This is a genomic window from Henriciella marina (assembly GCF_027213945.1).
Taxonomy (GTDB): domain Bacteria; phylum Pseudomonadota; class Alphaproteobacteria; order Caulobacterales; family Hyphomonadaceae; genus Henriciella; species Henriciella marina_A.
Window position 1 is genome coordinate 65754 of sequence record NZ_JAPWGW010000004.1, and the last position, 12397, is coordinate 78150.

Below are 12397 nucleotides of genomic sequence, written 5' to 3' on the forward strand. Positions count from 1 at the left end.
GGGCCGATAACTGCCTCTAGATAACCCGTAAGAACAAGCGGCAGGAGAGGAGGCGCGAAGATGAGCGTACCAGACAAGATGAGAGCGCTTCAGGTCGAGGAGCTGGGCGAGAAGTATAAGGGCGTGCACCTTCGAGAGATTGACGTGCCCGCGCCTGCAAAGGGCGAAATCCTGCTGCGCATCCGGGCAGGGAGCCTGGGGTTCCCGGACCTTCTGATGACGCAGGGCGGCTATCAGCACAAACCGTCGCTGCCCTTCATTCCGGGCGGCGATGTGGCGGGCGAGATCGCGGCGCTGGGCGATGGCGTGAGCTGTGTTTCGGTCGGAGACCGCGTGGTGACGAGTCGTCTTGGCGGCGCGTTTGCCGAATATAATAGCTACAGCGCCGAGACAGTGCGGAAGATACCGGATCACCTTGATTTCGCGGCGGCGGCCTCAGTCGGATCGGCCTATCTGACGGCCTATGTGTCACTGGTGCGGCGGGCCGAGATACAGCCGGGCGAGTGGCTGCTGGTGCATGGCGCGGCAGGCGGTGTCGGCCTTGCGGCCGTGGACCTTGGCAAGCATCTCGGCGCGAAGGTCATCGCGGCGGCCTCGCGGGACGACAAGCTGAAGATCATCGAGGAGAAATATTCACCCGATGCCGTCATCAATTATTCGGGCGGGTTTCGCGAGAAGGTGAAGGAGATCACCGGCGGCGGCGCGGACGTGATCTATGACCCGGTCGGCGGCGATGTCTTTGATGAGAGCGTGCGCTGTATCGCCTTTAACGGCCGGCTTCTGGTGGTCGGCTTTGCGTCCGGACGCATCCCCGAGATCAAGGTGAACATGCCGCTAATCAAGGGGTTCTCGGTCGTCGGTGTCCGGGCAGGTGAGTATGGCCGCCAGTTCCCTGAAAAGGGGCGTGAGAATATGGAAGCGGTCTGGAAACTGATCGAGGAGAAGTCCGTCACACCGCATGCCCACGGGGTCTATGCGCTGGATGATTGGCGGACGGCCTTTGCCGAAATGGAAGAGCGCCGCGTTGTCGGGCGGGTGATCATCGATCCGTCGCTGTAACGTCGTGGCCGTAGATCCAGTCGAGGCGTGAGCGGACCACGCCCGGCAGGAGATGGCCAGCCAGCCACATCGGGCCGTAGGCGGCGAGCTGTGCGGGCGGCGTGCGTTTGTGGAAGGTCTTCATATTGGCGCGGGAGGCTGCCTGTATGCGCGCGGTGCGCGGCTTGCGCGTGGCTTCAAAGCGGGCGAGGGCGTCCGGCACCGGCGTGTCGCCGCCAAGCTGCGCGGCCAGCACGAAGGCGTCCTCGATGGCCTGCGCCGCCCCCTGGGCCTGAAAGGGCAACATGGGGTGACAGGCGTCGCCAAGCAGTGTGACCGGGCCGTCGCTCCATGTGCCGAGCGGCTCCCGGTCAAAGAGTGCCCAGCGATAATGGGTGTCAGCCTTGTCGATGAGATCGGTGAGCGTGGTGTCCCATCCCCTGAAGTCGTTGAGCGCCTCGTCCTTGGTGCCTTGCTCTGTCCAGCTTTCGCCGCGCCAGTCATGGCGTTCGACAATGCCGACGAAGTTGGCGAGCGTGCCGCCTCTCAGCCTGTAGGTGACCGCATGGCGGCCGGGCCCTGCCCAGACGCAGGCAGTTGGCGGGGGCGGCGCTTTTAGCCGGTCTATCGGCACGGTGAGACGCCAGGCGAGATTGCCGGTGAAGCGGGCAGGGATATCCCCAAGCATCTGTTTGCGGATGGCCGAATGAAGACCATCAGCGCCAATCAGGACGTCGCCTTCGGCGGCGGGTTTACCGTCCAGGATAAGTTCGGCGCGGCCGCTTTCGGCTTTGTACCCGGTGGCCTGTGCACCGAGTTGGACTGTGATCTGCGGGCTGGCGTCCACCGCTGCGGCCAGCAGACCGATGAGGTCAGCGCGGTGGATGTGGATGTAGGGCGCGCCCCAGGCGGGCGAGGGGCGCTGGTTGACGGGGACGGAAAAGGCGCGGTGGCCAGAGCGGCCGAGACGAAGCTCCAGCGCTTCTGGAGCAAAGCCGCGCTCTGCGACCCGGTCTGCCAGGCCAAGCGCGGCCAAGACCTTCATGGCGTTGGGGCTGAGCTGCAGGCCAGCGCCGACCTCGGTCAGGCTGGCGGCCGCCTCGAACAGGTCGACCGTCCAGCCCTGCCGGGCGAGACATAGCGCGGCGGTGAGGCCGCCTATGCCGCCGCCAGCGATAACGGCATGACGTTTTTGACTGCTCATCCTGTCAGTCATGGCTTTGCTCGCGGCATTGGGCAAGCGCCGGTGCGAAGGCCGATTGCCGCGTTCGACATCTGCTTGCTGGTCAACTGGTTTGGCGTCATGATGAGGACCAACAGGGGAGGCGGATATGATCTATCTGGTTGCGGGGCTGGTTATATTCTTCGGGCTGCATGTCTATTCGGCAGTGCGCACGCGTGCGCCAGCGACACGGATCGAGGCGCGCATGGGGGCGGGGCCGTTCAAGGGCCTTTATAGCCTGGTTGCGATTGCCGGCTTCGTTCTCATCGTCTGGGGATATGGCGCGGCGCGGCCATCGGCGATTATCTGGCAGCCGCCTGTCTGGACCGCGCACCTCAATATCCTCCTGCAACTGATAGCGATGCCAGTCCTCGTGGCGGCCTATCTGCCGGCCGGTCACATCAAGAAGACGCTGAAGCATCCCATGCTGGTGGCCGTGAAGATCTGGGCCATCGGGCATTTGCTGGCGAATGGTGAGCTCAATTCGATTCTGCTGTTCGGCAGTTTCCTCGCCTATGCAGTGTTCGACCGGATCATGGTCAAAAAGCGCGGCGAAACCGGCCTGCCGGATAATGTGAAGACGGCGCTTTCCAGCGACATGATTGCGCTTCTCATCGGCCTTGTGATCTGGGGCGCGATGATTTTCGGCCTGCATGCGCTGCTCTTTGGTCGGCCTGTCATCGCTGGCATGGGCGCAGCTTAGGCGCGGCTCTATCGACTACATTACGGTTTCGTGCTTGGCGCTGCTGGCCCGGCTCTGTTAGGAGACGCGCCAGAACTCTCAGCATGGAGGATGCGCGCCCGTGTCCGCACAATCTCAAGTCAGACGCAAAACCGTCCGCGATATCATTGCCGCCAAGACCGGTGAGCCGCTTGTCTGCCTGACCGCCTATGATGCACCGACCGCGGCCATCATGGACCCTTATTGCGACCTGCTGCTGGTGGGCGACAGTGTGGGGATGGTCGTTCACGGCCTGACATCTACGGTGGGTGTCACTATGGAGATGATGATCCTGCACGGGCAAGCCGTGATGCGCGGGTCGGACAGGGCTTTCGTCGTCGTCGACATGCCTTTCGGCTCTTATGAGACGAGCGCTGACCAGGCTTTCCTCAATGCCTCGCGCATCATGAAGGAAACCGGCTGTCAGGCGGTGAAGATCGAGAGCGGAACCTATGCCGCCCATCAGATCAAGCACCTCGTCGAGCGCGGCGTGCCGGTCATGGGGCATGTTGGCCTCCGCCCGCAGGCGATCAACGTCGTTGGCGGCTTCAAGGCCCAGGGCCGCGATGATGCAGAGCGTGAACGCGTCATGGAAGAGGCACGCGCCGCAGAAGAGGCAGGCGCCTTTGCGATCGTGATTGAAGGCGTCGCCGAAGACCTCGCCGATAAGATCACGAAGACGCTTTCAATCCCGACGATTGGCATCGGTGCATCAGCTTCCTGTGATGGGCAGATCCTGGTGACGCAGGACATGCTGGGTATCTTCGACTGGACGCCGAAATTCGTTCGACGTTATGGCGACCTTCAGTCCGAGATCGCCAAATCTGTGAAAGCATATGCCCGTGATGTGCGCGCGCGCACCTTTCCTGCAGAAGCGGAAACCTACAAGCTATCAGGTGGCGGCAAGGCGAATCTGCCGAAAGGGTAGATGAAACAGTTATCGCGCGTTGCCGCAGGAAGGCACCCCGGTTAGGGTGCGCGCTGATTTGATGCCCATTATCCAGTGGAGTAGGCCAATTGGCTGATATCTTTGAGGAAGTTGAAGAAGGCCTGCGCCAGGACAAGGCGGCGCGCCTCTGGAAGAAGTATGGCGTCTTCGCCTATATTGCTGCGGGCCTCCTGATCGGTGGTGTCGCGCTGAATGAGTATCTTCAAAGTCAGCGTTCGCAGAACCTCGAAGCGCAGTCTGCGTCTTTCGAACAGGCAGACCGCGCGCTGGCCGAAGAGGACTACCAGACGGCGACAACCGGCTTCGGCAATCTTGCTCAGTCCGGCGATGAGATTGCGCCGCTGGCCGCGAACTTTCTGGCGCAGACCCGTCTTGCAGGGAATGCTGACCGCGAGGCGGCCATCGGCGCACTTGAGCTTGCGGCCAACTCTGAAACACCTATCGGCAAGATGTCCTTGATGAAGGCCGCCTATCTGAAATCGCAGACGGCAAGCCGGGCCGAACTTGAAGCCTATCTTGGTACACTGCCTGAGGAAGAAAGCGAGTTTGGTGCGCTCGCTCTTGAGCTGATCGCGTCGAAAGCCGCGCAAGAGGGCGACACTGAATATGCCCGGCAGGTTTTTAACGAATTACGCTTCCTTGCGAACGTGCCGGAGGGCGTGTCCCAGCGGGCCGTGCGTGCGCTCGTAGTGCTGCCGACGCAGGCTGTAGCGACTGAAAATAGCGAAACAGTGCAGGATACGGCGCCTGTAGAGACAGTTGAGACTGACGACATTCCGGAAGCAGGCGATGCCGCTTCCAGCGACGGAGACCAGCCAGAATGATGAATTTGACCTTTCGGGCAGCCATGCTCGGCACGCTCGCCATGAGTTTGTCAGCCTGCTCCTATTTCAGTAATCTGCGCGCTGAAGAGCAGCGCCTCACCGCTGAAGAGAAAGAGGGGCGCATTGAGATGGTGCTCGGCGACGAGACGATCGAGGCTGATCCCGCGCTCGCGACCCAGACAATCACGCTTCCCGCGGCTACCCAACTGGCAAGCTGGCCTGAAGCTGGCTCGCGTCCGGTCAAATCGGCTGGCCATGTGGCCGCCGCAGCAGATCTCGAAATAGCCTGGTCTGTTGATGCTGGTCGGGGCACTGACCGTAATGGTGCGCTGACCACACCGCCAGTGGCGAGTGAAACAGCGATTTTCGTTGTCGATGCCCGCCAGACAGTGCGCGCGTTCAACCTGTCGAATGGTTCCCGCCTTTGGCGGCGCGAGCTGGAGTCCGGCAATGACCGTGACAAGCGCGGCATCGGTTCCGGTCTTGCCTATTCATCGGGACGCCTGATCGTGGCGAGCGGCTTTGGTTTCGTCGCTGCACTGGACGCTGACACGGGCCGTGAAATCTGGCGCCGCGATATGGAAGCGCCGATGACCGGCGCGCCGACGATTGATGATGGCCGCATTTTCGTCTCGTCGAACAATAATGAGCTTTTCGCGCTCGATCTTGATGATGGCCGCGTGCTCTGGTCGGATCAGGCCATCGCCGAAACGGCACGTGTGCTTGGTTCTTCGAGCCCGGCGGCTGTCGAGGACATCGTGATCGCACCTTACAGCTCTGGTGAGATCATTGCCTATCTGGCAGCGAATGGTCGCCGTCTCTGGACCGAAGCGCTGTCACGACCGGGCCGTTTCACCCCGATCTCCTCGATCAATGACATTGCATCGCGCCCTGTCATCGGGAACGGTCTCGTCTTCGCGGCAAACCAGTCGGGCGTCATGGCGGCGATTGATGGACGCAGCGGCGACCGTGTATGGGTGCAGCCAATCGGATCCACCTCGGCGCCTGCACTCGTCTCTCAATACCTCTTTGTCTCTGGCACAGACGGGCGAGTGGCCGCGATCAATGCGGGGACCGGGCAGGTGTTCTGGGTGACCCAACTGCGCGAGTTTGAACGCCAGGAGAAACAACGCGGACGTATCTCCTATGCCGGGCCGATCATCGCATCGAACCAGGTTCTGGTTGCCTCCTCCCGCGGCACCGTCATTGCACTGTCACCGCAGACGGGCGAGCGTACGGGGTCGCTTGAATTGAAGGATCCGGTCTATCTCGAACCAATCTCGGTTGGAGACAAGGTCTTCGTCCTGACGGACGATGCGCGGCTGATCGCAATCCGCTAGGATACCGCAAGACCAGCCGGTGTCCTGAACGGTCAGGACAGGTTTCACGAAAGGACGGCGCATGCCGTTGAAAATAGCCATCGTCGGACGCCCTAATGTTGGGAAATCGACGCTGTTCAACAGACTTGCCGGAAAACAGCTCGCGCTGGTCGACGACCAGCCGGGCGTTACGCGCGACCGCAAGGAAGCGCCGGGCAGGCTGGCGGACCTTCCGCTTATCCTGATCGATACGGCCGGATTTGAGGATGTCACAGACGATTCGCTTGAAGCGCGAATGCGCCAGCAGACCGAGATCGCCATCCGTGAGGCAGAGCTTGCGCTCTTCCTGATCGATGCGCGCGATGGTGTCACGCCGATGGATGAGCGGTTTGCGGACCTGCTGCGCCGCGCGGATCTGCCTATCGTTCTTGCCGCCAACAAGGCAGAAGGCCGACAGGGCGACGTGGGCGTTGCTGAGGCCTGGGGGCTTGGTCTTGGAGATCCTGTCGGACTATCTGGTGCCCATGGCGAGGGTATGGGGGACCTTTACGGCGCCATCCGCACGGCTTTGGGCGAGGAAGCCTTTGAGGCGGCCTTCGCTGAAGAAGATGCCGCAGAAGGCGAAGGCTTTGATGACGAAATTCTCGACCGTATGGCCGAGATCGACATTGATGATCCGAACCTTACCGAAGAGGAGCTGAATGCAGCGCTGGAAGCGGCGGGTATTGATGACGCGGCTGAGGCCGAGGCCCAACTGGCAGCGCGCGAGGAAGCGCGTAAAAGGCCTATCAAACTGGCTATTGTCGGGCGGCCAAACGCCGGCAAGTCGACGCTGATCAATCAGATGCTGGGCGAACAGCGCCTTCTGACCGGTCCGGAAGCAGGCATCACACGCGATTCCATTTCTGTTGACTGGATGTATGAGGGCCGCAAGGTGAAGCTGGTTGATACGGCCGGCCTTCGCCGAAAGTCCAGGGTCCAGGAAAAGCTAGAGCGCATGTCGACCGGTGAAACGGTGCGTTCGCTAAAATATGCGGACATCATCGCGCTGGTGATGGATGCGAATGAGGCCTTCGAGAAGCAGGATCTTCAGATCGCTGACCTGGCTGTGCGTGAGGGCCGGGGTCTTGTCTTCGTGATTTCCAAATGGGACACGGTCGACAATCACGCCCAGAAGATGCGTGAGCTATCTGAGATGGCCAAAGTGCTCTTGCCGAATGCACGCGGCGCGCCTGTGGTGACGCTGTCGGGTCTTACGGGCAAGCGGGTGGACCGGTTCATGCCGGCCGTCGCCAAGGTCCATCAGGACTGGTCAGCGCGGGTGAAGACGGGCGATCTCAACCGATGGCTTCGCTATACAATAGAGCGTCACCCACCGCCTTCGGTGCACGGCAAGCGGATCAAGCCGCGCTACATGGCGCAGATGAAGGCGCGTCCGCCAACCTTCGTGTTGATGGCATCCCGCGCCGAGCACATGCCAGAGCAGTACAAGCGCTTCCTCACCAACGGGATCCGCGAAGCCTTTGACATGCCCGGCGTGCCGATCAGGCTGTTTGTCCGCCAGAGCGCCAATCCCTATGGCGACAAATACAAGCCGCAGAACCAGAAAAAGACGAGCGGCCGCGGCAAGGGCAAGACGCGCAGCATCAACAAGCGCAGCTAGCTTTGCTCAGCTTGTGAAGCTGATGCGCTGACCCGTACGTGTTTCGCTTTCTTCAAGCAGTGGCGCGAGTTGTTGAACGACCTCTTCAGGCGTGGGAAGCGTCATCGGGTCCTCACTCGGCATCGCTTCGGCGCGCATACCGGTGCGGGTTGCGCCGGGGTCAAAGATGTTCACTCGAAGCGGCATCTTCTCATTCTCATCAGCCCACGCATAAGCGAGGCCTTCAAGACCCATCTTGGAGGCCTGGTAGGGGCCCCAGAAGGCGCGTGGGCGGGGAACGACACCAGATGAAACAAAGACGGCCCGCGGCGCCTGTGCACGTTGAAGAAGTGGGTGCATGGCGCGGATGAGGCGCCAGTTGGCCGTTAGGTTCACCTCAATGGTTTCTTCGAAGCTACGCGGGCCAACCGCCTGCAAGGGGCCGAGCGAGCCGAGAACGCCTGCATTACCAAGAAGCCCATCTATACGCCCGAACTTGGTCGCGAGAGCCTGACCCGCCGCTTCAAAAGCGTTCTTTTCCTTCAGGTCCATAGGGATCAGTGTGGCCGAGCCGCCCGCTGCCTTGATCTCATCGTCAAGCTTTTCGAGCGCCAGCCTGGAGCGGGCAGCTGCAACGATGTGGTGACCGCGGCGTGCGAGCTCGAGGGCAGCAGCTTTGCCGATGCCGCGCGATGCGCCGGTGATGAATGTAATACGCTTGTCCATGAGAGGCGGGTTAGCCTGTCAGGGCCGTCCTAGTCCAGCAGCGAAAGCTGTCTGTCCTTGCCGCCTTCTTCCTGCATCTGGTCGACCAGGCGTGTTGGATAGCAGCCTGTGAAGCAGTGATCTGAGAATTGTGGCATGGACATATCCCGCTTGACGCCGATCGAGGCATAGAGGCCGTCCACAGAGAGGAAGCCGAGGGTTTCCACATTGAGAAAGTTGCGCATCTGCTCCAGTGAATTATTGGACGCCAGAAGCTCGCCCTTGGTCGGCATATCGATGCCGTAGAAGTCCGGGTTCACGATGGGCGGGCTTGCAGAGCGCAGGTGGACTTCCTTGGCGCCGGCATCGCGTACCATCTGGACGATCTTCTTGGAGGTGTTGCCGCGCACGATCGAGTCATCGACCAGAAGGACGCGTTTGCCTTCAAGCACCGACCTGTTGGGAGAATGCTTCTTCGAGATTGATTTCTGGCGGCCAAGCTGGGTTGGCTCAATAAAGGTGCGTCCGACATAGTGACTGCGGATGATCCCCAGCTGGAAAGGAACGCCGCTCTGTTCCGAAAAGCCGAGCGCGGCGGGGACGCCTGAATCGGGTACAGGGACGATGACGTCTACGTCAGCGGGGTTCTCGCGCGCAAGCTGGTGGCCCATGCGGCGTCGAACCTGGTAGACGCTACGCCCCTGAACAACGCTGTCCGGACGGGCGAAGTAAACGTATTCGAAGAGGCACGGGCTTTCCGGACGCTCAGGGAAAGCACGATAGCTCTCCACGCCGTCTTCGCTGATGATGACGACTTCGCCATTCTCAATTTCGCGTATGAATTCGGCGCCGATCATGTCGAGCGCGCATGTCTCTGAGGCGAGGACCCAGCCCTGGCCAATCTTGCCGAGGACGAGCGGGCGCAGCCCCACAGGGTCGCGTGCGCCGATCAGCTTCTTGTTCGTGAGCCCGACAAATGCATAGCCGCCTTCGACTGCCTGTAGCGCTTCCATCACGCGCTCGCGCATGAGGCGGCGACCGGACCGGGCGACCAGTTGCAGGACCACTTCAGTGTCCATGGTCGACTGGAAGATCGCGCCTTTATTGATAAGCTCCTTACGGAGGGCCACGGCATTGGTCAGGTTGCCATTATGAGCGAGCGCAAAGCCGGTGTTCGCGAGGTCTGCGAAAATTGGCTGGATGTTGCGCATCGCTGGCTTGCCAGCGGTGGAATAACGATTGTGACCAATGGCGGCGCTGCCGGGGAGGCGGGATGTCAGGTCACCGCCGAAACTTTCACCGACGAGGCCCATATGGCGCTCATTGTGGAACTTCTCACCATCATACGTAGTGATACCACAGGCTTCCTGTCCGCGATGCTGGAGGGCGTGAAGACCGAGAGCGACAAGTAGTGACGCCTCCGGATGGTTGAAGACGCCTACAATGCCGCATTCCTCGCGAGGCTTGTCGTCATCATGGTCCCAGATCATCGACACCTCACGGCCTTGCTATGGCGCGCAGATATGCCGTGGACTGAGATTCGTCAAGGTTGGGCGGCTGCAGGGCTGCGGGCGAGTTCTGGCGCGCTTTCGGCGACATAATCAGCGCCGCTTTCCAGCAGAGAGTAGGATTGGGCGGTGCGGATCCATTCCGGAATGCGGTCCTGATCCAGCGCCATGCGCAGGAGAAACACAAAGAATACAAGGATTACGGCGCCGCGAATAAAGCCGAATGCGGCCCCCGTCACGCGGTCGAGAAGTCCGATGCCCTCAACGCCCTGAATGGAGCGAGAAAGGTTCGCGCCAAACCAGGCGACAATTACGTAGACCAACAGGAAGAAGGCGAGGAACAGGATCAGGCTAGGCAGCCAAGGTGCGGTGTCCCCGGGCAGAAAACGCGTAAACGCGGCATGCAGATACTTGTTTGCGAAATACGCCGCAGCGAGCGCAGCGATGAACGCACCGAGCGTTGCGAGCTCTCTCATGAAGCCGCGCGCAAACGCCATCAGCGTGGACAGGATCAGAAGAACGACCACGATTGCATCAAAGGCTGTAATGGCGTCCATCATGGCTCTGGGTCCGGACCTATTAAATCTACCAGATCAGATAGGCGCGATAGCGGCTTCACGGTCAACCCTTCAAACGATCCGGTGCTGCCTTCGGGGACGAATGCGCTCTTGAAACCAAGGCGCCGCGCTTCTTTCAGGCGCTGGTCCATGCGCGCGACGGGGCGGATGGCACCAGAGAGGGCAACTTCGCCGAAAAAGACAGACTTTTCGGGTGGTGGCCGGTCTGCCAGCGAGGTGAGGAGGGCGGCGGCGGCGGCGAGGTCACCTGCAGGTTCTGCCATACGATAGCCGCCTGCAACCGAGAGGTAGACGTCGCGCCCAGCCAAGGAGACTCCACAGCGCGCTTCGAGTACGGCAAGGACCATGGCGAGGCGGTTCGTATCCCAGCCGACAATGCTGCGCCGGGGCGTACCATAAGCGGACGCGGCGACCAGCGCCTGCACTTCCGCAAGGACAGGGCGTGACCCTTCCATGGCGGCAAATACGGCCGTGCCTCCAGATGTCTCGTCTTCATTGGACAGGAAGAGGGCAGACGGCTCACGCGCCGGGGCGAGGCCATACTGGTGCATTTCGAAGATACCGATCTCGTCGGTCGGGCCGAAACGGTTCTTCACGGCGCGAAGGATGCGGAACTGGTGGCCGCGCTCGCCTTCGAAATAGAAGACGGTATCTACCATGTGCTCGACGACGCGGGGGCCTGCGATCTGGCCTTCCTTCGTGACGTGACCGACGAGGATGAGCGCCGCGCCGGACTTCTTTGCCCAGCGGGTTAGCTCCTGCGCGCAGGCACGGACCTGCGCCACAGAGCCGGGAGCTGCTTCGAGGCTGTCGGACCACATGGTCTGGATGGAATCGATGACGACGAAGTCCGGATTGGCAGATTTGAGTGCGGACATGACCTTTCTAAGGTCGGTTTCGGTCGCGAGTTCTACAGGGCTTTCGGAGACTTTCAGCCTGCGGGCCCGGTCCTGGATCTGAGCGGCGGCTTCTTCGCCCGAGACATAGACGGTGGACAGGCCATTGCGGGCGAGACGCGCAGCAACTTGGAGGAGAAGGGTCGACTTGCCGATGCCCGGGTCGCCCCCGATCAGCGTGGCAGAGGAGGGAACGACGCCGCCGCCAAAGACGCGGTCCAGCTCATCGACGCCGATAAGGTGGCGGGTGGGGGCGTCTTCGACTGCGTTGAGCGTGGTAAACTCAGCCTTGCCTGCTTTGCGGGAGGATGACTTTGGCGCGGCCAGACCGCCAGGCGCTGCTGATGATGTCTCCTCGACCAGTGTGTTCCACTCACCGCAGGCGTCGCAGCGCCCTGACCATTTTGGATGGACGGCGCCGCAGGACTGACAGGTGAAGACGGTGTTCGCTTTAGCCATGGGGAACAGACCTAGCCTGTCGGGGAGCGAGGGTGAAGCGACTTTTGCCGGAAGGCGACATATCGAATTACGATAAATTAATTATCGAATATCAATAATCATGCTAATGGTATCGAACAGGGACAGGGTCAATAACAACAAAAGAGAAGGACCCATAAAATGAAAACCAGAAACGTTATCACCGCAATCGCTCTTACCGTCTGCGCTGGATTTGCCGCCCCGGCTTTCGCTGGCAGCACCTTGCCTGCGAACTCCGTTGAAGCCGATATCTCAGGCCTTGACCTCTCTACGCCAGAAGGCCGCGCCAAGGTGGAGAGCCGGATCGAACGCGCCGCAAAACATGCCTGCCTTGCCCGCAGCGGCCCGCAGCCATTGGCCTACCAGCGCGCCACGGCCATCTGCGTCGATGCGGCCATCAAGGATGCCATGGGACGGGTTTTCCCGAAAGCCGAGCGCGTCGCCGAGGCCAAGACGACATCTGAAGGCTAAAGGGACATGACCCTTTGTAATAGTTCGGCCGGCCCTGACCAAGGTGC

The 12397-nt window shown here is 61.1% G+C and carries 12 protein-coding genes; 7 read left to right on the forward strand and 5 right to left on the reverse strand.

The annotated features are described in order from the left end of the window. Positions 1-60 precede the first annotated feature (60 nt). On the forward strand, positions 61-1059 hold the full coding sequence (locus O4G74_RS12265; RefSeq protein WP_269402898.1) for an NADPH:quinone oxidoreductase family protein: 999 nt from the start codon (positions 61-63) through the stop codon (positions 1057-1059). Here O4G74_RS12265 and O4G74_RS12270 read toward each other — a convergent pair. Then, positions 1040-2242, reverse strand: coding sequence for an FAD-dependent monooxygenase (locus O4G74_RS12270; protein ID WP_269402899.1), 1203 nt, complete (start codon positions 2240-2242; stop codon positions 1040-1042). The genes O4G74_RS12265 and O4G74_RS12270 overlap by 20 nt on opposite strands. Positions 2243-2369: 127 nt before the next feature. Here O4G74_RS12270 and O4G74_RS12275 point away from each other — a divergent pair, with 127 nt between their 5' ends. From O4G74_RS12275 to der, 5 genes are all read left to right on the forward strand, one after another. After that, positions 2370-2963, forward strand: coding sequence for an NnrU family protein (locus tag O4G74_RS12275; RefSeq protein WP_269402900.1), 594 nt, complete (start codon positions 2370-2372; stop codon positions 2961-2963). A gap of 100 nt (positions 2964-3063) precedes the next feature. Further along, the gene (panB, locus tag O4G74_RS12280; RefSeq protein WP_269402901.1) at positions 3064-3909 is read left to right on the forward strand and encodes a 3-methyl-2-oxobutanoate hydroxymethyltransferase; all 846 of its coding nucleotides are present in this window, start codon (positions 3064-3066) and stop codon (positions 3907-3909) included. A gap of 89 nt (positions 3910-3998) precedes the next feature. Then, the gene (locus O4G74_RS12285; RefSeq protein ID WP_269402902.1) at positions 3999-4754 is read left to right on the forward strand and encodes a hypothetical protein; all 756 of its coding nucleotides are present in this window, start codon (positions 3999-4001) and stop codon (positions 4752-4754) included. After that, positions 4751-6094, forward strand: coding sequence for a PQQ-binding-like beta-propeller repeat protein (locus O4G74_RS12290; RefSeq protein ID WP_269402903.1), 1344 nt, complete (start codon positions 4751-4753; stop codon positions 6092-6094). The genes O4G74_RS12285 and O4G74_RS12290 overlap by 4 nt, the downstream gene beginning before the upstream one ends. Before the next feature lie 61 nt (positions 6095-6155). Next, a complete protein-coding gene (der, locus tag O4G74_RS12295) occupies positions 6156-7736 on the forward strand; it encodes a ribosome biogenesis GTPase Der (RefSeq protein WP_269402904.1) in 1581 nt (526 codons plus the stop codon). 6 nt (positions 7737-7742) lie between these two features. Here the strand turns inward: der and O4G74_RS12300 are convergent, their stop codons facing one another. Genes O4G74_RS12300 through radA form a run of 4 tightly spaced genes read right to left on the reverse strand, consistent with a single transcriptional unit; the run spans position 7743 to position 11861 of the window. Further along, positions 7743-8441, reverse strand: a complete 699-nt coding sequence (locus tag O4G74_RS12300; protein ID WP_269402905.1) for an SDR family NAD(P)-dependent oxidoreductase — start codon at positions 8439-8441, stop codon at positions 7743-7745. A 29-nt stretch (positions 8442-8470) separates the two neighbouring features. Next, a complete protein-coding gene (gene purF / locus O4G74_RS12305) occupies positions 8471-9910 on the reverse strand; it encodes an amidophosphoribosyltransferase (protein WP_269402906.1) in 1440 nt (479 codons plus the stop codon). Positions 9911-9963: 53 nt separating this feature from the next. Continuing rightward, positions 9964-10488 carry a CvpA family protein gene (locus O4G74_RS12310; RefSeq protein WP_269402907.1) on the reverse strand — a complete coding sequence of 175 codons (525 nt, stop codon included), beginning with the start codon at positions 10486-10488 and terminating at the stop codon, positions 9964-9966. After that, a complete protein-coding gene (gene radA, locus O4G74_RS12315; protein ID WP_269402908.1) occupies positions 10485-11861 on the reverse strand; it encodes a DNA repair protein RadA in 1377 nt (458 codons plus the stop codon). The genes O4G74_RS12310 and radA overlap by 4 nt, the downstream gene beginning before the upstream one ends. A 159-nt stretch (positions 11862-12020) precedes the next feature. Between radA and O4G74_RS12320 the strand changes: the two genes are divergently transcribed. Beyond that, a complete protein-coding gene (locus tag O4G74_RS12320; RefSeq protein WP_269402909.1) occupies positions 12021-12350 on the forward strand; it encodes a UrcA family protein in 330 nt (109 codons plus the stop codon). Positions 12351-12397 lie beyond the last annotated feature (47 nt).

Bases quoted from the DNA above. Each gene is read 5' to 3' on its own strand.
- O4G74_RS12310 (WP_269402907.1), bottom strand. From the start codon at position 10,488: ATGATGGACGCCATTACAGCCTTTGATGCAATCGTGGTCGTTCTTCTG.
- O4G74_RS12300 (WP_269402905.1), bottom strand. From the start codon at position 8,441: ATGGACAAGCGTATTACATTCATCACCGGCGCATCGCGCGGCATCGGC.
- purF (WP_269402906.1), bottom strand. From the start codon at position 9,910: ATGATCTGGGACCATGATGACGACAAGCCTCGCGAGGAATGCGGCATT.
- O4G74_RS12270 (WP_269402899.1), bottom strand. From the start codon at position 2,242: ATGAGCAGTCAAAAACGTCATGCCGTTATCGCTGGCGGCGGCATAGGC.
- O4G74_RS12290 (WP_269402903.1), top strand. From the start codon at position 4,751: ATGATGAATTTGACCTTTCGGGCAGCCATGCTCGGCACGCTCGCCATG.
- O4G74_RS12320 (WP_269402909.1), top strand. From the start codon at position 12,021: ATGAAAACCAGAAACGTTATCACCGCAATCGCTCTTACCGTCTGCGCT.
- der (WP_269402904.1), top strand. From the start codon at position 6,156: ATGCCGTTGAAAATAGCCATCGTCGGACGCCCTAATGTTGGGAAATCG.
- O4G74_RS12275 (WP_269402900.1), top strand. From the start codon at position 2,370: ATGATCTATCTGGTTGCGGGGCTGGTTATATTCTTCGGGCTGCATGTC.
- O4G74_RS12265 (WP_269402898.1), top strand. From the start codon at position 61: ATGAGCGTACCAGACAAGATGAGAGCGCTTCAGGTCGAGGAGCTGGGC.
- radA (WP_269402908.1), bottom strand. From the start codon at position 11,861: ATGGCTAAAGCGAACACCGTCTTCACCTGTCAGTCCTGCGGCGCCGTC.